The sequence below is a fragment of the Bradyrhizobium sp. P5_C12 genome (genome assembly GCF_054049735.1).
Window position 1 is genome coordinate 82,834 of sequence record NZ_JBFULU010000006.1, and the last position, 23,225, is coordinate 106,058.

18 protein-coding genes and 1 pseudogene are annotated in these 23,225 nt (G+C 65.4%); 7 read left to right on the top strand and 12 right to left on the bottom strand.

Annotated elements, in window-relative coordinates:
* The first annotated feature begins 201 nt into the window (after positions 1 to 201).
* Positions 202 to 2,571 (top strand): xanthine dehydrogenase family protein molybdopterin-binding subunit, encoded by a 2,370-nt coding sequence (locus ACXJMY_RS07435; protein ID WP_456618663.1) that lies wholly within the window; start codon positions 202 to 204, stop codon positions 2,569 to 2,571.
* A 57-nt stretch (positions 2,572 to 2,628) separates the two neighbouring features.
* On the opposite strand, the gene ACXJMY_RS07440 is transcribed toward ACXJMY_RS07435, so the two are convergent.
* Together ACXJMY_RS07440 and ACXJMY_RS07445 are read right to left on the bottom strand one after the other, a co-directional pair.
* Complete coding sequence (locus tag ACXJMY_RS07440) at positions 2,629 to 4,071, bottom strand: DUF5107 domain-containing protein (RefSeq protein ID WP_456618664.1); 1,443 nt, start codon at positions 4,069 to 4,071, stop codon at positions 2,629 to 2,631.
* A complete protein-coding gene (locus ACXJMY_RS07445; protein ID WP_456618665.1) occupies positions 4,072 to 4,872 on the bottom strand; it encodes a hypothetical protein in 801 nt (266 codons plus the stop codon).
* A gap of 105 nt (positions 4,873 to 4,977) precedes the next feature.
* Between ACXJMY_RS07445 and ACXJMY_RS07450 the strand changes: the two genes are divergently transcribed.
* Genes ACXJMY_RS07450 through ACXJMY_RS07460 form a run of 3 tightly spaced genes read left to right on the top strand, consistent with a single transcriptional unit; the run spans position 4,978 to position 8,384 of the window.
* Complete coding sequence (locus tag ACXJMY_RS07450; RefSeq protein WP_456618666.1) at positions 4,978 to 5,487, top strand: YaiI/YqxD family protein; 510 nt, start codon at positions 4,978 to 4,980, stop codon at positions 5,485 to 5,487.
* Positions 5,488 to 5,489: 2 nt separating this feature from the next.
* The gene (locus ACXJMY_RS07455; protein WP_456618667.1) at positions 5,490 to 7,301 is read left to right on the top strand and encodes an ABC-F family ATP-binding cassette domain-containing protein; all 1,812 of its coding nucleotides are present in this window, start codon (positions 5,490 to 5,492) and stop codon (positions 7,299 to 7,301) included.
* A gap of 3 nt (positions 7,302 to 7,304) precedes the next feature.
* Positions 7,305 to 8,384 (top strand): D-TA family PLP-dependent enzyme, encoded by a 1,080-nt coding sequence (locus tag ACXJMY_RS07460; protein WP_456618668.1) that lies wholly within the window; start codon positions 7,305 to 7,307, stop codon positions 8,382 to 8,384.
* A gap of 36 nt (positions 8,385 to 8,420) precedes the next feature.
* Here ACXJMY_RS07460 and ACXJMY_RS07465 read toward each other — a convergent pair whose 3' ends face one another.
* The 8 genes and pseudogenes from ACXJMY_RS07465 to ACXJMY_RS07500 all read right to left on the bottom strand — a co-directional run bounded on the left by ACXJMY_RS07465 (position 8,421) and on the right by ACXJMY_RS07500 (position 17,941).
* Positions 8,421 to 9,653 (bottom strand): NAD(P)/FAD-dependent oxidoreductase, encoded by a 1,233-nt coding sequence (locus tag ACXJMY_RS07465; protein ID WP_456618669.1) that lies wholly within the window; start codon positions 9,651 to 9,653, stop codon positions 8,421 to 8,423.
* A 143-nt stretch (positions 9,654 to 9,796) separates the two neighbouring features.
* Positions 9,797 to 10,714, bottom strand: coding sequence for an SDR family NAD(P)-dependent oxidoreductase (locus tag ACXJMY_RS07470; RefSeq protein ID WP_456618670.1), 918 nt, complete (start codon positions 10,712 to 10,714; stop codon positions 9,797 to 9,799).
* Between the two features lie 119 nt (positions 10,715 to 10,833).
* Entirely contained in the window at positions 10,834 to 11,313 is a 480-nt protein-coding gene (locus tag ACXJMY_RS07475) for a MaoC family dehydratase (protein ID WP_456618671.1), read from the bottom strand.
* Positions 11,314 to 11,445: 132 nt separating this feature from the next.
* Positions 11,446 to 13,164 (bottom strand): AMP-binding protein, encoded by a 1,719-nt coding sequence (locus tag ACXJMY_RS07480; RefSeq protein WP_456618672.1) that lies wholly within the window; start codon positions 13,162 to 13,164, stop codon positions 11,446 to 11,448.
* A 132-nt stretch (positions 13,165 to 13,296) separates the two neighbouring features.
* Positions 13,297 to 14,202: pseudogene (gene mmsB / locus ACXJMY_RS07485) on the bottom strand (3-hydroxyisobutyrate dehydrogenase); the annotation flags it as partial.
* Between the two features lie 10 nt (positions 14,203 to 14,212).
* Positions 14,213 to 15,280, bottom strand: a complete 1,068-nt coding sequence (locus ACXJMY_RS07490) for an enoyl-CoA hydratase/isomerase family protein (protein WP_456618673.1) — start codon at positions 15,278 to 15,280, stop codon at positions 14,213 to 14,215.
* A complete protein-coding gene (locus ACXJMY_RS07495) occupies positions 15,277 to 16,422 on the bottom strand; it encodes an acyl-CoA dehydrogenase family protein (protein ID WP_456618674.1) in 1,146 nt (381 codons plus the stop codon). The genes ACXJMY_RS07490 and ACXJMY_RS07495 overlap by 4 nt, the downstream gene beginning before the upstream one ends.
* Before the next feature lie 22 nt (positions 16,423 to 16,444).
* Positions 16,445 to 17,941: a CoA-acylating methylmalonate-semialdehyde dehydrogenase gene (locus ACXJMY_RS07500; protein WP_456618675.1), complete on the bottom strand. Its 1,497-nt coding sequence runs from the start codon at positions 17,939 to 17,941 to the stop codon at positions 16,445 to 16,447.
* A 102-nt stretch (positions 17,942 to 18,043) separates the two neighbouring features.
* Here ACXJMY_RS07500 and ACXJMY_RS07505 point away from each other — a divergent pair, with 102 nt between their 5' ends.
* Positions 18,044 to 18,952, top strand: a complete 909-nt coding sequence (locus tag ACXJMY_RS07505) for a LysR family transcriptional regulator (protein ID WP_456618676.1) — start codon at positions 18,044 to 18,046, stop codon at positions 18,950 to 18,952.
* A gap of 112 nt (positions 18,953 to 19,064) precedes the next feature.
* Here the strand turns inward: ACXJMY_RS07505 and ACXJMY_RS07510 are convergent, their stop codons facing one another.
* Together ACXJMY_RS07510 and ACXJMY_RS07515 are read right to left on the bottom strand one after the other, a co-directional pair.
* Positions 19,065 to 19,685 carry a TetR/AcrR family transcriptional regulator gene (locus ACXJMY_RS07510; protein ID WP_456618677.1) on the bottom strand — a complete coding sequence of 207 codons (621 nt, stop codon included), beginning with the start codon at positions 19,683 to 19,685 and terminating at the stop codon, positions 19,065 to 19,067.
* A 59-nt stretch (positions 19,686 to 19,744) separates the two neighbouring features.
* Positions 19,745 to 20,284 carry a PaaI family thioesterase gene (locus ACXJMY_RS07515; RefSeq protein ID WP_456618678.1) on the bottom strand — a complete coding sequence of 180 codons (540 nt, stop codon included), beginning with the start codon at positions 20,282 to 20,284 and terminating at the stop codon, positions 19,745 to 19,747.
* A gap of 155 nt (positions 20,285 to 20,439) precedes the next feature.
* Here ACXJMY_RS07515 and ACXJMY_RS07520 point away from each other — a divergent pair, with 155 nt between their 5' ends.
* Both ACXJMY_RS07520 and ACXJMY_RS07525 read left to right on the top strand, forming a co-directional pair.
* On the top strand, positions 20,440 to 21,210 hold the full coding sequence (locus ACXJMY_RS07520; protein ID WP_456618679.1) for an enoyl-CoA hydratase: 771 nt from the start codon (positions 20,440 to 20,442) through the stop codon (positions 21,208 to 21,210).
* 816 nt (positions 21,211 to 22,026) lie between these two features.
* Entirely contained in the window at positions 22,027 to 23,223 is a 1,197-nt protein-coding gene (locus ACXJMY_RS07525) for an acetyl-CoA C-acyltransferase (RefSeq protein WP_456618680.1), read from the top strand.
* The last annotated feature ends 2 nt before the right edge of the window (positions 23,224 to 23,225 follow it).

The window sequence follows — 23,225 nt, forward strand, 5'->3', positions numbered from 1 at the left end:
CTTTCCGCGGCCCGTTGGGCCGATCTGGAATTGCTTTTTCGCCTGAAACATTAGCAGCGCGTCAGGTCTGCGCAACAACGCATCACATAGGACCATGCCCATTCGTGCGTTGTCGTGAACGGGGCGGTGCGTTATTTGAGGGGAGTCCGGCCCTCCAGGCGCCCACAAAACGCGCAATTGCCGGCTTTTCAGGTCAATCCCATGCAAGAACACACCAAATCGTCCACGCTCGAAAACGCTATTGCACTGCAAAAATACGGCGTCGGGCAGCCGGTCCGCCGCAAGGAGGATGACACCCTGGTGCGCGGCAAGGGCCGCTACACCGACGATTTCAACCTGCCCGGCCAGGCCCATGCCGTGGTCGTCCGCTCGACCCATGCCCATGGCGTCATCCGCGGCATCAACACCGACGCCGCCAGGGCGATGCCGGGCGTGCTGGGGGTCTGGATCGGCACCGACCTCGATGCCGCCGGCTATGGCCCCTTCACCTGCGGCCTGCCGCTGAAAAGCCGCGACGGCTCCCCCCTGCGCCAGACCAACCGCCAGCCGCTCGCGACCGACAAGGTCCGCTTCGTCGGCGATCCCATCGCCTTCGTGGTGGCCGAGACGCTGGCGCAGGCGCGCGACGCGGCCGAGGCGGTCGAGGTCGACATCGAGCCGCTGCCGGCGGTGACCGATCCCGAAGCGGCGGCGAAACCCGGCGCGCCGCTTCTCTACGACCACATCCCCAACAACGTCGCGCTCGACTACCATTATGGCGACATGGACAAGGTCAACGCCGCCTTCGCCGGCGCCGCCCATGTGACCAGGCTCGACATCGAGAACACCCGCGTCGCCGTCGTCTCGATGGAGCCGCGCGTCGGGCTTGCCTCCTACGACAAGAAGACCGAGCGTTACACCATCCAGATGCCGACGCAGGGCGTCGCGGGCAACCGCGCCAACCTCGCCAAGAACCTGAAGGTGCCGAACGAGAAGGTGCGCATCCTCACCGCCAATGTCGGCGGCTCCTTCGGCATGAAGAACGTCAACTATCCCGAGTACATGTGCATCCTGTATGCGGCCAAAGTGCTCGGCCGCCCGGTGAAATGGCTCGACGAGCGCTCGACCAGCTTCCTCTCCGACAGCCATGGCCGCGCGCAGAAGATCCATGCCGAGCTCGCGCTCGATGCCGAGGGGCATTTCCTTGCCGCAAAGCTCGAAGGCTACGGCAATCTCGGCGCCTACATCACCGGCGTCGCGCCGGGGCCGCTCTCGCTCAACACCGGCAAGAACTTCTCCAGCGTCTATCGCACGCCGCTGATGGCGGTCGACATCAAGACCGTCTTGACCAACACCACGCTGATGGGCGCCTATCGCGGCGCCGGCCGGCCCGAGGCGAACTACTACATGGAGCGGCTGATCGACCGCGCCGCCGACGAGATGGGCATCAACCGGCTGACCCTGCGCAAGCGCAACTTCATCAAGCCGAACCAGATGCCGTTCCCGGCCTCCTCCGGCGTCACCTATGACAGCGGCGACTTCCAGGCGGTGTTCAACAAGGCGCTCGAAATCTCCGACCACGAGAATTTCGCCAAGCGCAAGAAGGAGAGCAAGAAGGCCGGCAAGCTGCGCGGCATCGCCGTCGGCTCCTATCTCGAGGTCACCGCGCCGCCGAGCCCCGAGCTCGGCAAGATCGTGTTCGATCCCGATGGAAGCGTGCAGCTCGTCACCGGCACGCTCGATTACGGCCAGGGCCATGCGACGCCGTTCGCACAGGTGCTGTGCGCGCAGCTCGGCGTCCCCTTCGAAAGCGTCAAGCTGGTGCAGGGCGACAGCGACATCGTCCACACCGGCAACGGCACCGGCGGCTCGCGCTCGATCACGGCGACCGGCATGGCGATCGTGGAAGCCTCGAAACTCGTGATCGAGAAGGGCAAGCGCGCCGCAGCCCACATGCTCGAGGCCTCCGAGGCCGACATCGAGTTCGCCGATGGCAGCTTCACCATCGCCGGCACCGACCGCAGCCTCGACATCATGGAGCTCGCCAAGAAGCTGCATGACGGCAAGGTGCCGGACGGCGTACCCGAGACGCTCGACGTCGATCACACCAGCGAGCCGGTGCCCTCGGCGTTCCCGAACGGCTGCCACGTCGCCGAGGTCGAGATCGACCCTGATACCGGCGTGGTGCAGATCGTGCGCTACAGCGCGGTGAACGATTTCGGCACGGTGATCAACCCGATGCTGGTCGCAGGCCAGCTCCATGGCGGCGTCGTCCAGGGCATTGGACAAGCGCTGATGGAGCAGGTCCGCTACGACGAGAGCGGCCAGCCGATCACGGGCTCGCTGATGGACTACGCGCTGCCGCGCGCGGAGGACGTTCCGAACATGACGGTCGGCGACCACCCCGTACCGGCCAAGAGCAATCCCTTGGGCACCAAGGGCTGCGGCGAAGCCGGCTGCGCCGGCAGCATGTCCACGGTGGTGAATGCGGTGGTCGATGCGCTCTCCGACTACGGCATCAAGCACATCGACATGCCGCTGACGCCGGAGCGGGTGTGGCGCGCGATCCAGGATGCGAAGGGGACGGCGTAAGGGGGAGTTTCGCGATCGTGATAACGCCGGGGGCTTCGACCGGCATTCCGAAAGAGATCACTTGATCGCCGTTTCGGCGGCGATCAACTCCTTTCCCTCCGTCGTCGTGATCGTTAGCCGTATCTTTTCCCCGCTGCGGCCGTCGGCAATCGCTGCCGAAATGCGATTTCCGTTGTTCGGATCGGCGCTCACGACCCCGCTGAACAGAGCCGTGTCACCCTGTTTCAACGTGACAAGCAACGGGATGGCCGGTTCGACGCTGAAGAACTCGAGAACGGCGCGAGACGCCTCGGCCGAGAAATTGATCAGGATTTTCTCGTTCGCATGCGTCACGTTGCTCATGCCGACGGTGGGGCTGTAGGTTTCCGGAATCGACACCTCACTGCGTGCGGGAAAGTCTGCGCTGTGGAAAAACTGGTCTGACATGCCCGCCCATAATTCGACATACGGCCGCCACTCGTTCGGATCCTTCCGGGCATCGGTTTCGCCGGTGAGCGACGGAAACCCCCACGTCCACATTTTCAAGCCCCGCGTGAGGGTATTGTCCGCAATGCGAATAATTCCTTCTGCATTGTCATGGTTGATGACGCCCCAGAAATTTCCGCCCTGCATATCTGGTGCAGCATAGGCGATGCCCATCGTTCGCCAGTTCTTGAAGTAGCGCAGGTTTTCGAAGCGCCGCCTGCCCATGCCCGCGCTCTCGTCGCCGTCTGCCAGACTGGTCGACCAGGCAGGCGTCGTGAAAGTTCGGATCGGCGCGATGATTTCGGCGCCGCCCGTTGCCCTGGGATTTTTCGGCTCCGATCCCGGAGCGAGCGTCGTGCACGTCCAATACTCATATTGGACAGCCTCGTCGTTCGGATTCTTCAGCACCACGCGCGCATCGAGTGYGGCACGATCGGCCTTTAGCGTGACGTAGTAATTCGCCTCGATGCCGGTCGCGCCCCTGAACTTGCTCGGCCGCGCGGAATAGTCGAAGTCATCCCGGAACGACATCACGACCGTGACTTCGTCGGCGCCCTCCTTCACCACCCGGAAAGCCCACGGCTTCAGCCACGTCTTGCCGTGCTCGGCATCCGGGAACGTGGGAAAGATTCCGCCGTACACCATCAGCCAGTCGTAGTAGAAATTTCCGGCCTTCATGCCGTAAGGCACTCCGACTTCCGTTCGATAAAGCTGCTCGTGGCCGGTCGGCTTGTAGACCATGGAAAGAATACGCCCTCCGAATTCGGGCACGAGCGTTACCCTCAGATATCGATTCTCAAGCACGTAGGATTTGAAACTGCGTTCGACGATCATGCTTTTGTTGAGCGACCCGCTGACAAAGCCATTGTCCGCATCGACGGCGAACTTGACGGCGCTCCACGTCGTCGTCTGCTCGCTGAGCGACACACTATCGGGCACCGGTGCGGCGGCATGCACGGCGCAAAGCGCATGGAGCGACAAAAGGAGTGCTATTCCAAAACAAACGAGGGCACGCAAGGAGACCTCAACTGGCATTCAGGCCGCCGCCTGCTCGCGCGGCTGGTAGATCGCAGTATGCTGGCAGTGCGCCAGCGGCGTCGTGCCGTTGGCGACGACCAGCGCGTCGAGCTCGACGAAGCGGTGGCCCTTTTTCTCGTAGTTCGCGGTGACTTTTGCCCGCGCGGTGATCTCGTCGCCGGCATGTGCGGCCGACAGCAGATGCATGCGGCTGCCGGCATGAATCCACGGGCCCAGAATGGTGTTGTCGACGAGCACGCGGTTCATGACCCGCTGGATCAGGCCGGGATGGCCAAGCCCCTCGCGTGCGAAGATCGGATCGGTTTCCCTGATATCGGCGAGATAGTCCGCGGCGGCCTGCCCGATCCATCGGCGCGGCTCTGTGCCAAGCCATTTGCCGGTCTCGAACGTCGCCGGGCTGACCGGCTTGCGCATGGCGACCGCGGGGACCGCGCGATAGTCGCTCAAATCCACCGCCGGCGCAGCCGCCGGCAGCGAGGCTGTCCCGGTGGCGCAGAGCTCGGTACGGCTGAACACCTCGATCGTGAGCAGGCCGTTGTGCTCGGTCGCATCGACGTCGGCCGTCTCGCCGTCATAGACCGGCTTGATGAAGCGAGCCTCCACCAGTCCGCGGGTGAGGAAATCGCGGCCCCACCGCGCCACCGGCACGTGCATCATATAGGCGAAGACATCGACGCCCGGGACCAGCCCGCCGGAGAAGCCGAAGCGGCGCGCCACCGTGTCGTCATGCATCTTGTTTTCGGATTGTTTTGCGGTGTTGTGGGCCTCGACGCGGTAGGTTTCGAGCCGGTTCGGCATGGGGGTTTTCCCTGGATTCTTGTTGGTTCCGGGCCGATCGTAGGCCCCAGGGAAACGCGGTCAATCCCCTCGCCTTTGCGGCCCGAATGGGGTACCACGCCGCCAATGGCTGACACCCCAAGCATCACCCGCATCTATGTCGACGCCGACGCCTGTCCCGTGAAGGACGAGATCTATCGCGTCGCGGCCCGGCATGGCGTACCGGTGAGCGTCGTCGCCGGCAATTTCATCCGCGTGCCCCAGGATCCCTCGATCGAACGCATCGCGGCTGGCGCCGGCATGGATGCCGCCGACGACTGGATCGCGGAGCGCGCCGGTCCCGGCGACGTCGTCGTCACCGCGGATATTCCGCTTGCAAGCCGCTGCGTGAAGGCCGGCGCCGACGTGATCGCGCCGAACGGAAAACCGTTCACGGAAGAATCGATCGGGATGACGCTGGCGGTACGCAATTTGATGACCGATTTGCGCTCGGCCGGCGAAGTCACCGGCGGCCCGCGATCGTTCGCGCCGCGCGACCGTTCGACTTTTCTCTCGGCCCTCGACCAGACGCTGCGCCGGATCCAGCGCCGCCGCGCCGACCAGGTCGCAACGAGCCAAAATCCAAGTCAAGGCTGACCATGGCGCCGCCGCTGATTCAACTCAAAGACATCCGGCTGACCTTTGGCGGCACGCCGCTTCTAAACGGCGTCGAGCTCAATGTCGCGGCGGGCGAGCGCGTCTGCCTGATCGGCCGCAACGGCTCCGGCAAGTCGACATTGCTGAAGATCGCGGCCGGTATCGTCGAGTCCGACGGCGGTACGCGCTTCGTGCAGCCGGGCGCCACGGTCCGCTACCTGCCGCAGGAGCCGGATTTCGGCGACCACAAGACCACGCTCGCCTATGTCGAGGCCGGGCTCGCGCCCGGGGACGATCCCTACCAGGCACGCTATCTGCTGGAGCAGCTCGGGCTGACCGGCAACGAGAACCCCGCAAACGTCTCCGGCGGCGAGGCCCGCCGCGCGGCGCTGGCGTGCGTGCTGGCGCCCTCTCCCGACATCCTGCTGCTGGACGAGCCGACCAACCATCTCGATCTCTCCACCATCGAGTGGCTGGAAAAGGAGCTCGACAGCCGCCGCAGCGCGCTGGTGCTGATCAGCCACGACCGTCGCTTCCTCACCAATCTGTCGCGTTCGACCGCCTGGCTCGACCGCGGCCGGATCAAGCAGATCGACCGCGGCTTTGCCTCGTTCGAGACCTGGCGCGACGACGTGCTGGCGGAAGAAGAGCGCGACCAGCACAAGCTCGACCGCAAGATCGTCGACGAGGAGCACTGGCTGCGCCACGGCGTCTCCGGCCGGCGCAAGCGCAACGTCAAGCGGCTCGGCAATCTGCATGCGCTGCGCGACCAGCGCCGCAACTATCGCGGCACCGCCGGCAGCGCCAATCTCGCAGCCTCCGAGGCCGAGCAATCCGGCAAGCTGGTGATCGAGGCAAAGGGCGTCACCAAGGCGTTTGGCGCGCGCTTGATCGTCGACAATTTCTCGACCCGCATCCAGCGCGGCGACCGGCTCGGCATCGTCGGCCCGAACGGCGCCGGCAAGACCACGCTGGTCAATCTTTTGACCGGCGGGGCGGAGCCCGACTCCGGCACCGTGCGGTTAGGGGCCAATCTGGAGATGGCGACGCTCGACCAGCACCGCGAAAGCCTCGATCCCAAGTCGACGCTGGCGGAGGCGCTGACTGGCGGCCGCGGCGACCAGATCATGGTCGGCGGCAAGCCGAAGCACGTCGTCGGCTACATGAAGGACTTTCTGTTCGCGCAGGAGCAGCGCGGCACCCCACTCGAAGTGCTCTCGGGCGGCGAACGCGGCCGGCTGATGCTGGCGCGCGCGCTGGCAAAACCGTCGAACCTGCTGGTGCTGGACGAGCCGACCAACGATCTCGACCTGGAAACCCTCGACGTGCTCGAGGACATGCTCGGCGACTACGAGGGCACGGTGATCCTGATCAGCCACGACCGCGATTTCCTCGACCGCGTCGTGACCTCGGTGATCGCGCCGGAAGGCGACGGCAGATGGATCGAATATGCCGGCGGCTACAGCGACATGCTGGCGCAGCGCGGCGCCGACCTCAAGCGCGAGACGGCGAAGGCGCAAGCCCCCGCTGAGAAGAAAGAGGACCGGTCCACCGCTCCTGCTGCCGCGCAAAAACGCCGATTGAGCTTCAACGAGAAGCACGCGCTTGAAACCCTGCCGAAGAAGATGGAAAAATTGCAGGCCGATATCGCCAAGTTACAGCGCGTGATCGATGATCCCAACCTCTACGCCAAGGATCGCAAAAAATTCGACGATACCTCTGCTGCCATCGCCAAGGCGCATGACGAATTGTCCGCCGCCGAAGAGCGCTGGCTCGAACTGGAAATGCTCCGCGAAGAGATAGAACAGGCATAACCCATGACAACTCCCCTCGCCGCCAAGATCGCCCGTGAATATGGCACGCCGTGTGCCGTGATCGACATGGACAAGGTCGAGCGCAACATCGCGCGCATCCAGAAGGCCTGCGACGACGCCGGCATTGCCAGCCGGCCGCATATCAAGACCCACAAGAACCCGACGATCGCGAAGATGCAGGTCGCGGCCGGCGCCAAGGGCATCACCTGCCAGAAGCTCGGCGAGGCCGAGATCATGGCCAATGCCGGCATCGACGACATCCTGATCAGCTACAATCTGCTGGGCGAGGAGAAGATGGCGCGGCTCGGCGCGCTGCAGGCGAAGGCGAACATGACGGTGGCCGCGGACAATTCGACCGTCGTCGCCGGCCTGCCCAAGGCAGCCGCCGCCTCGGGCCGCCCGCTCTCGGTCGTGGTCGAATGCGACACCGGCCGCAAGCGCGCCGGCGTCGAGACGCCGGCGGAGGCGATTGCGCTGGCGCGCGAGATCGCGGCGTCCAAGGGGCTGCACTTCGCCGGCTTCATGCTTTATCCGACCGAGACCGGCTGGGGTGACGCGCAGAAGTTTTACGACGAAGCACTGGCCGGCGTGCGCGCCCATGGGTTGGAGGCCACCATCGTCTCGACCGGCGGCACGCCGAACCTCAAGTATATCGGCAAGCTCAAGGGCGGCACCGAGCATCGTTTCGGCACCTATATCTACAACGACCGCATGCAGGTCGCGGCCGGCTCCGCCACCTGGGACGACTGCGCGCTGCACATCTATTCCACTGTCGTCAGCCGCGCCGCACCCGAACGCGGCATTCTGGACGCCGGCTCGAAGACGCTGACGACGGACACCGGCGGGCTCGACGGCCACGGCCTGATCCTGGAGCACCCCGAAGCCAAGATCGCGCGCTTCGCCGAGGAGCACGGCTTCCTCGACCTCTCCCGCAGTAACACCCGCCCGAATGTCGGCGACGTCGTGCGCATCGTGCCCAATCACGTCTGCGTCGTCGTCAACATGATGGACGAGGTGGTGATGGTGCGCGGCGAGGAGATCATCGGCACGCTGCCGGTGGCGGCACGGGGAAAGCTGAGGTAAGGGCGCGCTGCGGAGGCATCGAAGGGCGACGGCGTTCTAAGACCGCTTGAGCCACTGCAACACACCCCTGCCCGCCGCGGCTCCTGTCGCGAACGACGCCTGCAGCAGATAGCCGCCGGTCGGGGCCTCCCAGTCCAGCATCTCGCCGGCTGCGAACACGGCGGGCAGCTTGCGGAGCATGAAGTCGGAATCGAGTTCGTCGAGTGCAATCCCGCCTGCGGTCGAGATAGCGCGATCGATCGCGGCGACGCCGGTGAGCTGAATCGGAATTGCGTTCACCAGATGGGCGAGTTCCGCGGGCGACAGCGATGCCAGCGACCGGCCGGATGCAATGGCCGCTTCTTGCATCAGACCGATGCCGACCGGGGACAGTTGCGCCGCCTTGCGCAGGAAGTTCGCCAGCGATTGCTTGCCGCGCGTGCCCGACAGACGCGTGGTCAGCGCGGCCACATCGAGGTCGGGCCGGAGTGCAATCGTCAGTGTCGCCCGTCCGAGACCCAGCACCGCCTCGCGCAGCTCTGCCGACAGCGCATAGATCGCACCGCCTTCGATACCGCTGCGCGTGATCATCGCTTCGCCGCGCACCGTCTGCGCGCGAACCGTAAGCGCCACACCCTTGAGCGGCTGGCCTTCAAAGCGGTCGCGGAACACATCGGACCAGGCAACCGTGAAGCCGGAATTGGCCGGCCGCAGCTTTGAGACAGCGATGCCTTTTGCCGCGACAAGATCGACCCAGCCACCGTCCGACCCAAGCCGCGGCCAGCTTGCGCCGCCGAGTGCGAGCACGGTCGCGTCTGCGGCGATGGCAACTGTGCCGTTGGGTGTTTCAAAGACCAGTCGCCGTTCCCCGTCCCAGCCGATCCAGCGATGACGAAAGGCAAAGCGCACGCCAGAGGCATCGAGCCGCCGCAGCCAGGCGCGCAGCAAGGGCGAGGCCTTGAACGCTTTTGGAAACACCCGCCCGCTGCTGCCGACGAAGGTTGGCTCCCCCAGTGCCTCGCTCCAGGCGCGCAGCGCGTCGGGTGATAAGGCTTCGACCGCCGCTTGGAGCTTCGGCGCCGCCTCGCGATAGCGCGGCATGAACTGCGGCAGCGGCTCGCTGTGGGTGAGATTGAGCCCGCCCCGGCCTGCCATCAGGAATTTGCGGCCAGCGGACGGCATCGCGTCGTAAACGGTGACGCGCGCCCCGCCCTGCGCCAGCACCTCCGCCGCCATGAGGCCAGCGGGGCCGGCGCCGATGATGGCGACGTGGGATTCGGATGCGATCATGGCGGGAGTTTAGGCCAGATTCTAGCGCCTAGCTCGTCATTCCGGGGCGCGCCTTCTTGGGCGCGAACCGGAATCCATTAGACGGCGGATTCTGTGGCACGATGGATTCCGGGTTCGCGCTACGCGCGCCCCGGAATGACAACTCAGAGCTTGATGCCCGCCCTCGCTGCGGCCTGCGCCACGTATTTCTGCGTCTGCTCGAATGCGCCCTGCAAGGCCTTCGCCTTCGACATGTCGCTGATCTCGGCGAAATGCGCGGCGACCGCGTCCGGCGTCCATTCGGACTCCGGCAGGTTGATGCCCTCGCTCTCGACGATCTTGATCACCGCAAACGAGCCGGCGCCGGCGCCCATGATGGTGCGGGTGGGCGCGTCCTCGCTCAGCATGTACTCGACGGCCGGCGTGATCGCGTTCGGCCTCATCAGCTGCAGCGCCTGCGGCGGCAGCAGCTCTTCGGTCATGCGGGTCGCCGCGGTCGGCGAGATGATGTTGACGCGGATGTCGCTCTTGCGGCCTTCCTCGGCCAGCACGTTCATCAGGCCGACCATGCCGGACTTCGCCGCGCCGTAATTGGCCTGGCCGAAATTGCCGTAGAGGCCGGAGGACGAGGTGGTGAGCACGATGCGGCCGTAGTTGCGGTCGCGCATGCCGGCCCAGGCCGCCTTGCAGCAGTAGAAGGTGCCGACGAGGTGCACGTCGAGCACCTTCTGGAAATCGGCCGCCTCCATCTTGCCGAACGACTTGTCGCGCAAAATGCCGGCATTGGCGCACAAGAGGTCGACGCTGCCCCACTCCTTGGTGGCACGCTCGACCATCGCGGTGACCTGCTCGAAATTGGAGACGTCGGCGCCGTCGGCCATCGCGGTGCCGCCGGCCTTGCGGATCTCCTCGACCACGGTCTCCGCGGGCGACAGCGAGCCGCCGGTGCCGTCGCGCGCGCCGCCGAAATCGTTGACCACGACCTTGGCGCCGCGGCTCGCCAGCCCCAGCGCGTGCGCCCGTCCGAGACCATTGCCCGCGCCGGTGACGATGGCGACGCGTCCGTCGAACCTGATTGCCATGAGTGCGTTTCCCAAATGTTGGATCGTCGTGGCCGGGCTTGACCCGGCCATCCATCAAAATCGAAAAGCTTTTGACCAGCGATGGATGGCCGGGTCAAGCCCGGCAATGACGAGCCCGCTCAGGCGAAATAGATCAACCCCAGCCACTCGGCGACCAGCGCGGGCTTGTCCTCGCCCTCGATCTCGACCGTCACGTGGGTGCGCGACTGCAACTCGTTCGGCTTGCGCAGCTTGGCTTCGGCCAGCGCAAACCTGCCACGGACGCGCTTTCCCGAACGCACCGGCGAGATGAAGCGCAGCTTGTCGAAGCCGTAATTGACGCCCATCGTGGTGCCGGCGATGACCGGCATGACTTCATAAGACATGATCGACAGCAGCGACATCGTCAGGAAACCGTGCGCGATGGTGGTGCCGAAGGCGGTTTCTCTTTTCGCGCGCTCGGGATCGACGTGGATGAACTGGTGGTCCTCGATCACGTCGGCATAGGTGTCGATGCGCGGCTGGTCGACCAGGTGCCACGACGACACGCCGACCTCCTTGCCGACCATGGCTTGGTAGGCGTCCAGCGTAATCGGCGGCTTCTTCCAGACTTCGTTCATTGCTAGCTCCAGATCGCGTCATTCCGGGGCGATGCGCAGCATCGAGCCCGGAATCCATTGTGCCACAGAGTTTGTTGCCGAATGGATTCCGGGTTCGCGCTCCGCGCGCCCCGGAATGACCAAGGTACCCACTTAACTTTCACCCCTGGCTTTCGGCAGCTCCAGGAAATCCTCTTCCCGGAATTCGCGGCCGCGCAGGGAATCATCGCGGTCGTCGTCGCGCTCCAACCGGCGCAGCTGCACGCGGCGGATTTTTCCGGAGATCGTCTTCGGCAGCTCGGTGACGATCTCGATGCGGCGGATGCGCTTGAACGGCGCAAGCCGCGTGTGCAGATGCTGGAAGATGGACAGCGCGGTCTCCGGCGAGCGCTCCGCGCCCGAGATCAGCAGCACGAAGGCCTTGGGGATCGCGAGCCGGATCGGATCAGGGCTCGGCACCACGGCGGCCTCGGCGACGAGCTCGTGCTCGAGCAAGACACTCTCGAGCTCGAACGGGCTGATGCGATAGTCGGAGGATTTGAAGACGTCGTCGGAGCGGCCGACGAAGGTGAGATAACCGTCCTCGTCTTCGAACACGACATCGCCGCTGCGATAGAGCTCGCCTTCCGCGCCCGACACTGCGCCGGCGTCGTCCTGATAGCCCTGCATCAGGCCGGCGGGACGCTCAGTGCCGAGCACCAGCGTCACCTCGCCCTCCTTCGCGGGATTGCCGTCGGCGTCGCTGACCTGCACGCGATAGCCCGGCAGCGGCCGTCCCATCGAGCCGACCTTGATCTTTTGCCCGGGCGAGTTGCCCGCGAGCGCCGTGGTCTCGGTCTGGCCGTAGCCGTCGCGGATGGTGAGCCCCCAGGCCGCCTGCACCTGGTCGATCACCTCCGGATTAAGCGGCTCGCCGGCGCCGCAGACCTCACGCAACGTGACCTTGAACGACGCCAGGTTCTCCTGGATGAAGAGCCGCCACACCGTCGGCGGCGCGCACAGCGTGGTGACGCCGCAGCGGCCGATGGTGGCGAGCAAGCCCTTGGCATCGAAGCGCGGCTGGTTGACCACGAACACCGTGGCGCCCGCATTCCAGGGCGCGAAGAAGCAGCTCCAGGCGTGCTTGGCCCAGCCGGGCGAGGAAATGTTGAGGTGGACGTCGCCCGGCTTCAGCCCGACCCAGTACATGGTGGAGAGATGGCCGACGGGATAGCTGCGCTGGCTGTGCCGCACCAGCTTCGGTTTTGCGGTGGTGCCGGAGGTGAAATAGAGCAGCATCGGATCGTCGGCGTTGGTCGGGCCGTCGGGCGCAAAGCTCTCGGAAGCCTGGGCCGCCTCGTCGAACGAGAGCCAGCCGTCAGACGCGGCCCCGACGACGACACGCACGAGACCATCGGCATCAAGGCTTGCGAACTTCGCGACCTGATCCTGCGCGGCAACCACCGCCCTCGCCTTGCCGCGATCGAGGCGGTCGCGGAGCTCGTCCGCCGTCAGCAGCGTGGTGGCGGGGATGACGACGACGCCGAGCTTCATCGCAGCCAGCATGGTCTCCCACAGCGGAACCACGTTGCCGAGCAGCAGCAGAAGATGATCGCCACGCTTCAAGCCCTGCGCGCGGAGGAAGTTCGCGACCTGGTTGGAGCGGCGCGACAGCGCGGCGAAGGACAGTTTTGTCTGCCGGTCCTGCGCGGCATCGACGATCCAGAGCGCTGGCCGGTCCTTGCTCTCCGCATTCCCTGCCAACTCGGCGTCGAACCAGTCGAGCGCCCAGTTGAAGGGAACCGGATCGGGCCAGCGGAAGCCTTTGACCGCTGTCTCGTAATCCGTGCGGTGCTGTAGAAGGAACGCGCGCGCTTCCTGAAATGTCGTCATGGTCCGGGCCCGTCGAATTGACCTGCGAGCGTAGCCCGGATGGAGCGAAGCGCAATCCGGGGCCGGCTACGCAATTGGAAGCAGCTGTCCCGGATTTCGCTTCGCTCGATCCGGGCTACGGGCAAAGCCTCGCTATTTTCCAGCGAGGCCGCGAACGTGCTTGATAATTCCGGAAAAATCCACCCCGCCCTGGCCCGCCTTGTCGAAGGCCTGGTAAATTTCCTGCGCATGCTGGCCGAGCGGCGTCGCCGCGCCCGCGGCCTTCGCGGCGTCCTGCGCCAGGGTCAGATCCTTCACCATCAGCGCCGAGGCGAAGCCCGGCTTGTAATCGTTGTTCGCCGGCGAGGTCGGCACCGGGCCCGGCACCGGGCAATAGGTCGTCAGCGACCAGCACTGACCTGAAGATGTCGAGGCGACATCGAACAACGCCTGGTGCGAGAGCCCGAGCTTCTCGCCCAGCGCAAAGGCTTCGCTGACGGCGATCATGGAAATGCCGAGGATCATGTTGTTGCAGATCTTCGCCGCCTGCCCCGCGCCGGCGCCGCCGCAATGCACGATCTTCTTGCCCATGTTTTCCAGCACGGGCTTTGCCGCCGCAAACGCCTTGTCGTCGCCGCCGCACATGAACGTGAGCGTGGCGCCCTTGGCCCCGCCGGTGCCGCCCGAGACCGGTGCATCGACCGAGAGCACGCCGTTCTTGGCGGCGAGCGCATGCGCCTGCCGCGCGCTCTCGACGTCGATGGTGGAGCTATCGATGATCAGCGCGCCCTTGGTCATGGCGGGAACGACCTCGTTCCAGACGCCGAGCACGTGCTTGCCCGCGGGCAGCATGGTGACGACAACATCGGCGCCCTTCACCGCGCCGGCCGCGCTGTCGGCGATGCCGGCACCGTCGGCCTTGGCCTGCGCGCGCGAGGCTTCGACGAGGTCGAAGGCCACCACCTTGTGGCCGGCCTTGACCAGATTGGCCGCCATCGGGCCGCCCATGTTGCCGAGACCGATGAATGCGATCGTGGCCATCTTCGTTTCCTCCGCTTGAAAGTCGTTATTAGTTGAACTTCAGTTCGTCGGCGCCGATCTCGGCGAAGTACGGTGCAACCACCTCCGGCGTCACATCCTCGATCCGCGGCGGCGACCAGGCCGGATTGCGGTCCTTGTCGATCACGGCGGCGCGCACGCCCTCGCGGAAATCGTCGCTGCGGAACACTTCCAGCGCGGCGCGATATTCGCGCACCAGGCACTCTTCCAGGCTCGACGCGGCGCGCGCGAGCCGCAGCAGCTTCAAGGTCACCACCATGCCGCGCGGCGATTTTTCGTTGAGCGTCTTCAGCGTCGCCTGCGCGAACTCGGAGCCATCGCGCTTCAGCGCCGCGACGATGTCCTCCATGCGGTCGAAGCCGAACAGAGCGTCGATGATCGGCTCTTTTGCGGCGACCGGCCCCGCAGTCTCGCCGGTCGCAAAACCGTTGATGAGCCTGCTGACCTCGGCTGCGGTCACGCCTGGGCGAATCCTGGTCAGCGCCTCGCGCAGCTCAGGCCATTTGGCGGCCAGCACCACGGCGTCGGCGAACTTCGCATGGATCGCATCCGGCCCGTTCATGGTCTGGCCGGTCAGGCCGAAATAGGTGCCGATCTCGCCCGGCGAACGGGACAACAGCCAGGTGCCGCCGACATCGGGGAAGAAGCCGAGCCCGACCTCCGGCATCGCAAGTTTCGTGCGATCGGTGACGACGCGATGGCTCGCATGCGCGGAGAGGCCGACGCCGCCGCCCATCACGATGCCGTCCATGAAGGCGACATACGGTTTTGGAAACTTCTTGATCCGGGCGTTGAGGATGTACTCCTCGCGCCACAGGATCTTGCCGAGATCGCCATTGACCTTCGAGCTTTCCCAGAGCGTGCGGATGTCGCCGCCGGCGCACAGGCCGCGCTCGCCGGCGCCTTCGAGCAGGATCACGGCGACGGCCGGATCGGCCTCGAAGCGGTCGAGTGCGGTCTCGATATCGCGAAACATCTCCAGCGTCACGGCATTGATGGCCTTGGGACGGTTGAGCCTGATCACGCCGGCCGCACCCTCGACGCGGGCGACCAGATCGCCCTCCTCCACTGCATTCATCGCGCGCCCTCGATCAGTTTGCGCGCCACGATCAGCCGCATGATCTCGTTGGTGCCTTCGAGGATCTGGTGCACGCGCAGATCGCGCACGATCTTCTCGATGCCGTATTCGCTGAGATAGCCGTAGCCGCCATGAAGCTGGAGCGCCTGGTTGGCGACCTCGAAGCCGACGTCGGTGCCGAAGCGCTTGGCCATCGCGCAGAGCATGGTGGCGTCCGGGTCCTTGCGGTCGAGCGCGGCGGCGGCACGCCACAGGAAGGTGCGCGCGGCCTCGAGCTCGATCGCCATGTCGGCGAGCTTGAATTGCAGCGCCTGGAATTCGTCGAGCCGCTTGCCGAACGCCTTGCGCTCCTTCATGTAGGCGCGCGCCTTGTCGAGCGCGGTCTGCGCGCCGCCGAGCGAGCAGGCCGTGATGTTGAGGCGGCCGCCATCGAGCCCGGCCATCGCGATCTTGAAGCCGATGCCCTCCTCGCCCAGCCGGTTGGCGACCGGGACGCGGGCATTCTCGAACATCACGGCGCGGGTCGGCTGTGCGTTCCAGCCCATCTTGCGCTCGTTGGCGCCGAAGGAGACACCCGGCGTCTTGCCGTCGACGACGAGGGTCGAGATGCCGCCAGGGCCGTCGCCGCCGGTGCGCACCATTGCGACCAGCAGATCGGTGCCGCCGGCGCCCGAGATGAACTGCTTCTGGCCGTTGAGCACATAATGGTCGCCGTCGCGCGCCGCGCGGGTGCGCAGCGCCGCCGCATCCGAGCCTGCGCCCGGCTCGGTCAGGCAGTAGCTGGCGATCAACTCCATGGTGCAGAGTTTTGGCAACCACTTCTGGCGCTGGGTGTCGCTGCCATAGGCATCGATCATCCAGGACGCCATGTTGTGGATGGAGATGAAGGCTGATGTGGTCGGACAGCCCGTCGCCAGCGCCTCGAAGATCAGCGCCGCGTCGAACCGCGACATCGCGGAGCCGCCGACGTCGTCGCGGATGTAGATGCCGCCCATGCCGAGGGCTGCCGCCTCGCGCATCACGTCGACGGGGAAATGCTTCTCCTCGTCCCAGCGCAGCGCGTGCGGCGCGATCTTCTCCGCCGCAAACGCCAACGCCATGTCGCGAACCGCGATCTGATCCTCGTTCAGAGCGAACTGCATCGTGCCCTCGCTCTAAGGAGAATCACTTCATCAGCGGGATCGAGAACTCCGCGCCTTCCTTGACGCCGGACGGCCAGCGCGAGGTCACCGTCTTGGTCTTGGTGTAGAAGCGGACCGAGTCCGGGCCGTGCTGGTTGAGATCGCCGAAGCCGGACTTCTTCCAGCCGCCGAAGGTGTAATAGGCGATCGGCACCGGGATCGGCACGTTGATGCCGACCATGCCGACATTGACCTTGGCCGCGAAGTCGCGTGCGGCGTCGCCGTCGCGGGTGAAGATCGCGACGCCGTTGCCATAGTCATGCTCGGAGGGCAGCGCCAGCGCTTCCTTGTAGTCGTGCGCGCGCACGACCGAGAGCACCGGGCCAAAGATCTCTTCCTTGTAGATCCGCATGTCCTTGGTGACGTTGTCGAACAGCGAACCGCCGAGATAGAAGCCGTTCTCGTAGCCCTGCATCTTGAAGCCGCGGCCGTCGACGGCGAGCGTCGCGCCTTCCTTGATGCCGATGTCGATGTAGCCCTTGACCTTCTCGACCGCCTCGCGGGTCACCAGCGGACCGTAATCGGCGGACGGATCGATCGAGGTGCCGATCTTGAGGCTCTCGACGCGCGGAATCAGCTTGTCCATCAGGCGGTCCGCGGTGGTCTTGCCGACGGGCACGGCCACGGAGACGGCCATGCAGCGCTCGCCGGCCGAGCCGTAGCCCGCGCCGATCAGCGCGTCGACGGCCTGGTCCATGTCCGCGTCGGGCATGATGATGGCGTGGTTCTTGGCGCCGCCGAAGCATTGGCAGCGCTTGCCGGTCTGGGCGGCGCGCTCATAGATGTATTGCGCGATCGGCGTGGAGCCGACGAAGCCGACGGCCTTGATATCGGGATCGTCCAGGATCGCGTCGACCGCTTCCTTGTCGCCGTTGACGACGTTGAGGATGCCGGCCGGCAGGCCCGCCTCCATCATCAGCTCGGCCAGCAGCATCGGCACGCCAGGATCGCGCTCCGACGGCTTCAGGATGAAGGCATTGCCGCAGGCGATCGCGGGGGCGAACTTCCACATCGGGATCATCGCCGGAAAGTTGAACGGCGTGATGCCGGCGACGACGCCGAGCGCCTGGCGCATGGAATAGATGTCGATGCCGGGGCCGGCGCCTTCGGTGTACTCGCCCTTCATCAGGTGCGGAATGCCGCAGGCGAATTCCGCGACCTCAAGGCCGCGCTGGATGTCGCCCTTGGCGTCCGGCACGGTCTTGCCGTGCTCGCGCGCCAGCAGCTCGGCGAGCTTGTCGTAGTCGCGCTGAACCAGCTCGACGAATCTCATCATGACGCGGGCGCGGCGCTGCGGATTGGTCGCGGCCCACTCGGGCTGTGCTGCGCGCGCGTTCTCGACGGCGGCGCGGACTTCCGCCTTGGACGCCAGCGCCACCTTGGCCTGGACGTCGCCGGTCATCGGCTCGAACACGTCGGCCGTCCGGCCCGACGTCCCCTTGATCTCCTTGCCGCCGATGAAATGTCCGATTGAGCGCATGGCAAAGATCTCCTTGAAGCCGGGCTGAACGCTTTGACAAATCCTATTGACCTGCATTTTATAGGATTCAAGTCTGATATATTGCACCATAGATGTGCGAAAATGCTGGATCAAGGCGCGATCGACTGGGACGACTTCCGCTTCGTGCTGGCCATCGTGCGGGGCGGCTCGGTCTCGGCTGCCGCAAAGCAGCTGGGGGTGGACCATGCCACGGTGATCCGCCGGGTCGACCGGCTGGAAAAGCACCTCTCGGCGAAGCTGTTTGACCGCCGCAAGACCGGCTATCTCCTGACCGAGGCCGGCCAGCGCGTCGCCGACAGCGCGGAGGCGATGGAATCGACCATCGTCGCCAATCAGGAACAGGTGGGCGGCTCGGTCGCGCGCCTGACCGGCACGGTGCGGATCGGCGCCCCCGACGGGTTCGGCACCGCCTTCCTGGCGCCACGGCTCGCTGCCTTCGCCGACCGGTATCCCGATCTCGACCTGCAACTTGTAGCCACTGCGCGGCTGTTCAGTCTCTCCAAGCGCGAGGCCGACATCGCCATCAGCCTGACGATGCCCAAGGAAGGCCGGATCGTCGGACGCAAGCTGCTCGACTACCGCCTCGGGCTTTACGCCGCACCCTCCTATCTCGACCGGTTCCCGACGATCGCCTCACGCGAGGTGCTGCCGCAGCACCGCTTCGTCGGTTACATCGAGGAGCTCCTGTTCACGCCCGAGCTGGACTATCTGCCGCAGGTGTCGCCGCGGATTTCCGCGCGCTTGCGCAGCGCCAATTTGATCGCGCAGCTCAACGCCACGCTCGCCGGCTTCGGCATTGCCGTGCTGCCTCATTTCATGGCGAGCGACTATCCGCAGCTTGTCCCGGTGCTGCCTGAGGAGATCTCGATCACCCGCACCTTCTGGATGCTGATGCATGCCGACAGCAAGGATCTGGCGCGGATCAGGGCGGTGGCGGATTACATCAGCGAGATCGTGGAGCGCGAGCGGGGGCTGTTTGCGGGGCGGTGAGAATTCGCCGGCTTCGTAGGGTGGGTTAGCCGAAGGCGTAACCCACCAACTGTGTCTCCGCCGAAAGAGAAGTGGTGGGTTACGCTTCGCTAACCCACCCTACGCATCCTGCCTAACTCTGCTTCGGCTTCTTCGCAGCCGCCAGCTTCGGCTCACGCTTCGCGCCATCCAGCGCGCTGTCCTTGCCGGCCTTCAACACCTCGTCCGACAGCTCGCTGGAGCCGGCGATGCGCGCCAGCAGCATGGTGCCGGCCATCGTCGCAAGCGTCGCAATCGCCTGCTTGCGGGCGGCCTTGCGCGGCTGGCCGGGGATGTAGTCCGCCATCATCTCGATCATCTCGTCGAGCTTGCCGGCAAAGGCCTTGCGCGTCTTCGGGCTTTCACGGGCGATCTCGGCACCCAGCGCGGGGATCGAGCAGCCATGACCGGGATTGTCGCGATGCAGCGTCGAGAGATAGGTCTCGACGATCTGAGTGAACTGCTTCTCGGGCGCGACCTGATCGGACTGCTTGCGCCAGTGCTCCATCGAGCGGTCCATCGCATAACCGAAGGCCTCGATCACCAGCGCCTCGCGGGAATCGAAATGCGCGTAGAAGCCGCCATGGGTCAGGCCCGCCTCCTTCATGAGGTCGGCGACGCCGATGCCGTGGGCGCCCTTTTCGCGCAGCCGCACGGAAGCCTTCTTCACGATGCGATCGTGGGTTTCCTGCTTGTGTTCCCGGGAGTAGCGCATGCGGCTCTCATTGAATGTCGGAGGTCATTTCATAACACGCAAATGCCGCGAATGGCTTCTTAATTCGCATTTAAATTGTTACCAATCATGGAAAAGGTTGCAGTTGCATGGACTGCGAGCGCGCCCTTGCCGTCGCGGACGAAGCCTTCGGTGTAGCTGCTCTGGCGTCCCAGCTTGATCACTTTACCTTCGGCGGAGATCACCCCGGAACGGACCGAGAGCGGACGCAGGAAGGTCAGCTTCAGATCGAGCGTGACGGACCCCTGCCCGGCCTCCAGCCTGGTCGAAACCGCGCATCCCATGGCGGTGTCGAGCAGCGCCGCGGCGGTCGCCCCGTGCAGGAGGCCGATGGTATTTTCGAGATCCTCGCGCGGCTCCAGTTCCATCACGATCCGGCCCGGCTCGACCACGGCCATGGTGAAGCCAATCAGTTTTGCGAAGGGTGGCGGCGGCAGCCGACCGTCGCGGATCCCGAGCATGGCGTCCATACCGGAAAGCCCCATCGCCGCCTTGGCGACCGGCGCCGGCACCTGCCAGTCCACCACGCGCTCGCGCCGTTGCGCCGGCGAATACAGATCGAGTTGGTCGATGTTGGTCATGGCCGCCCCTTTGTATGATATGTGTCATACTATGCTGCGGACTTCGCGCTGGCAACTCCGTCTCCCGCCCGCTTGACAAGCACGGCGTTTCGGCCCGGAAGTGAGCACGGCCTGCGCTCCCTCGCGCGCGTCCACGAAACCTCCGAGACCCCGCCATGGAAATGCTCAATCAACACTGCGGCGTGACGCGCGATGCGCGCGGCGTCGTTCATGTCACGATCTGCAACGCCGGCTCGCTCAACATCCTGGGCTCGCCCGTGACCGACGCGGTCCGCCAAGGCTTGCAGCAGCTTGCCTCCGATCGCGGCATCCGTGTCGTGGTGCTGCGCGGCCAGAGCGAGAAGAGCATGATCGGCGGCGCCGACATCAAGGAGATGGCCAGGCTCGACCAGAAGTCCGCGGAAGCCTTCATCAGCCGCCTGCGCGATCTCTGCGAGGCCGTGCGCGCCTTCCCGGCCCCGGTGATCGCACGCATGCCCGGCTGGTGCCTTGGCGGCGGGCTCGAAGTGGCGGCCGCCTGCGATTTCCGGATCGCAGGCCACGATGCGCATTTCGGCATGCCGGAGGTCCGCGTCGGCATTCCCTCCGTAATCCACGCCGCGCTGCTGCCGCGCCTGATCGGCTGGGCCCGCGCGCGCTGGCTGGTGATGACGGCGGAGAACATCGACACGCCGACCGCGCTGGCCTGGGGACTGGTGGACAAGGTCGCCGCGCCCGGCGGACTGGATGCCGAGGTCGAGCACCTTGTGAAGGCGCTGCTCGAATGCGGCCCCGAGGCACTCCGGTCGCAGAAGGCGCTGCTGCGGCAGTGGGAGGAACTGCCGCTGACGGAGTCGGTGAATTTGAGCGTCAAGGTGTTCGGCGAGTCGTTTTTGACCGACGAGCCGACGCGGCTGATGCAGGCGTTTGTGAACAGGAAGCGGTAGTCTCGCAAGGACAAGCGCCTCCTTGCGACAACAATTCGCCACAAATGATAGCCGAGTAGGAGGACAATCAAGGCCAACACGGCTTGAGAGGCTTCTATGTTCGGATATGAACAATCCGGTCCATGCATCGGACCGATCATCCAACTGGGATGAAAGACCAAGGCGAGAGTTACGACAATCAGGCTCAAGACCCAGCGTCCACGGTGGAACGCCAGAAGAATGCAGATGAGGCCGAGAAAGCCCGAAGCCAGCAAATAGTAGTTTGAAATCCTGATCGACTCCGCGCCGGCAGCCGCTTCGTCAACAAATGAGCAAGCTAAGAGTGGATCGACCCGTAGCCCGGCAGCCGCTTCGATTGCGAGCGCGAGGATGATTCGGGACACAACAACGCTGGTCCTCATTGGCAAAGCCGCTCTCGCTGCAGATGTTCCCGTTCTCTATGACATTCGAGAGTGGCAGAATCGAATGCTCCCCACAACCATTGCGTTAGGCGAGCAAGCTACGCATCGTGCGTCCTTTATTGATTGCCCCGCTCCTGCGGACTCCACCCTTTGTGTCGTCCCGGCGAAGGCCGGGACCCATAACCCCAGGGAGAAGTTGCGGCGCGAACTGGCAACCACGGGTCTTCGTCAAATTTGACTCGGTGGGTATGGGTCCCGGCCTTCGCCGGGACGACGTTGGAGATGAATCTCGGCTCTCACTCACAAATCTCATCCGAACCACGACAATTTCTCATGCCGGGCGCCGTTGCATTTCTTGCGCCGCATCATATGATGATCATAATTCTACACATCCGCCATCGCAGGGAGCTCCACCATGGCCGAAGCCGCCGATCCCGTCGTCATCGTCTCCGCCGCCCGCACGCCGCTCGGCCGCTTCATGGGCGAGTTGTCGCCGCTCCCCGCACACAAGCTCGGATCGCACGTGATCGGCGCGGCGCTGGAACGCGCCAAGCTCGCACCGGAGAAGGTCGACGAAGTCTTCATGGGCTGCGTGCTGCCGGCGGGACAAGGCCAGGCGCCGGCGCGCCAGGCCGCGCGCGCAGCCGGCCTGCCCGATGCCACCGGCGCCACCACGGTCAACAAGGTCTGCGGCTCCGGCATGAAGGCGACCATGCTGGCGCACGACATCATCCGCGCGGGCTCGGCCGACATCGTCGTCTCCGGCGGCATGGAGAGCATGAGCAATGCGCCCTACCTGCTGGCGAAGGCGCGCGGCGGCTACCGCGCCGGCCACGACCGCATCATCGACCACATGATGATGGACGGGCTGGAGGACGCCTACGAGACCGGCCGCTCCATGGGCGATTTCGGCGAAGCGACCGCAGAGGCCTATCAGTTCACCCGCAAGGACCAGGACGCCTATGCGATGGAAACGCTGAGCCGCGCCCGCAAGGCGGTCGAGGGCGGGGCGTTCAAGGCCGAGATCGCGCCGATCACGCTCACCGAGAAGGCTGGTCCCCGCATCATCGCCAATGACGAGCATCCGCTGAAGGTCGACCCGGCCAAGATCCCCGGCCTGAAACCGGCGTTCCGCGCCAACGGCACCATCACGCCGGCAGCTTCCTCCGCCAACGCCGACGGCGCCGCGGCGCTGGTGCTGACGAAGCGGTCGCTGGCCGATCGCAACGGCCTGCCGGCGCTGGCAGTGATCAAAGGCCACGCCACCCACAGCCAGGAACCGCAATGGTTCACCACGGCGCCGATCCCGGCGATCCGCAAGCTGCTCGACAAGGTCGGCTGGAGCGCCGGCGACGTCGACCTGTTCGAGATCAACGAGGCCTTCGCCGTGGTGGCGATGGCGGCGCAGCGCGATCTCGGCATTCCCCGCGACAAGCTCAACATCAATGGCGGCGCCTGCGCGCTCGGCCACCCTATCGGCGCCACCGGCGCGCGGCTGATCGTGACGCTGCTGCATGCGCTGGAGGCGCAGAACCTCAGGCGCGGCGTCGCCGCACTCTGCATCGGCGGCGGCGAGGCCACGGCGATCGCGGTCGAGCGTCTCGTGCACTGACC

What these genes read in the sequence shown, in the direction of transcription:
- ACXJMY_RS07510 (WP_456618677.1), bottom strand. Translation starts at nt 19,685, where the DNA reads ATGCGCTACTCCCGGGAACACAAGCAGGAAACCCACGATCGCATCGTG.
- ACXJMY_RS07435 (WP_456618663.1), top strand. Translation starts at nt 202, where the DNA reads ATGCAAGAACACACCAAATCGTCCACGCTCGAAAACGCTATTGCACTG.
- ACXJMY_RS07500 (WP_456618675.1), bottom strand. Translation starts at nt 17,941, where the DNA reads ATGCGCTCAATCGGACATTTCATCGGCGGCAAGGAGATCAAGGGGACG.
- ACXJMY_RS07455 (WP_456618667.1), top strand. Translation starts at nt 5,490, where the DNA reads ATGGCGCCGCCGCTGATTCAACTCAAAGACATCCGGCTGACCTTTGGC.
- ACXJMY_RS07525 (WP_456618680.1), top strand. Translation starts at nt 22,027, where the DNA reads ATGGCCGAAGCCGCCGATCCCGTCGTCATCGTCTCCGCCGCCCGCACG.
- ACXJMY_RS07490 (WP_456618673.1), bottom strand. Translation starts at nt 15,280, where the DNA reads ATGAATGCAGTGGAGGAGGGCGATCTGGTCGCCCGCGTCGAGGGTGCG.
- ACXJMY_RS07515 (WP_456618678.1), bottom strand. Translation starts at nt 20,284, where the DNA reads ATGACCAACATCGACCAACTCGATCTGTATTCGCCGGCGCAACGGCGC.
- ACXJMY_RS07470 (WP_456618670.1), bottom strand. Translation starts at nt 10,714, where the DNA reads ATGGCAATCAGGTTCGACGGACGCGTCGCCATCGTCACCGGCGCGGGC.
- ACXJMY_RS07505 (WP_456618676.1), top strand. Translation starts at nt 18,044, where the DNA reads ATGCTGGATCAAGGCGCGATCGACTGGGACGACTTCCGCTTCGTGCTG.
- ACXJMY_RS07450 (WP_456618666.1), top strand. Translation starts at nt 4,978, where the DNA reads ATGGCTGACACCCCAAGCATCACCCGCATCTATGTCGACGCCGACGCC.
- ACXJMY_RS07465 (WP_456618669.1), bottom strand. Translation starts at nt 9,653, where the DNA reads ATGATCGCATCCGAATCCCACGTCGCCATCATCGGCGCCGGCCCCGCT.
- ACXJMY_RS07460 (WP_456618668.1), top strand. Translation starts at nt 7,305, where the DNA reads ATGACAACTCCCCTCGCCGCCAAGATCGCCCGTGAATATGGCACGCCG.
- ACXJMY_RS07520 (WP_456618679.1), top strand. Translation starts at nt 20,440, where the DNA reads ATGGAAATGCTCAATCAACACTGCGGCGTGACGCGCGATGCGCGCGGC.
- ACXJMY_RS07475 (WP_456618671.1), bottom strand. Translation starts at nt 11,313, where the DNA reads ATGAACGAAGTCTGGAAGAAGCCGCCGATTACGCTGGACGCCTACCAA.
- ACXJMY_RS07445 (WP_456618665.1), bottom strand. Translation starts at nt 4,872, where the DNA reads ATGCCGAACCGGCTCGAAACCTACCGCGTCGAGGCCCACAACACCGCA.
- ACXJMY_RS07495 (WP_456618674.1), bottom strand. Translation starts at nt 16,422, where the DNA reads ATGCAGTTCGCTCTGAACGAGGATCAGATCGCGGTTCGCGACATGGCG.
- ACXJMY_RS07480 (WP_456618672.1), bottom strand. Translation starts at nt 13,164, where the DNA reads ATGACGACATTTCAGGAAGCGCGCGCGTTCCTTCTACAGCACCGCACG.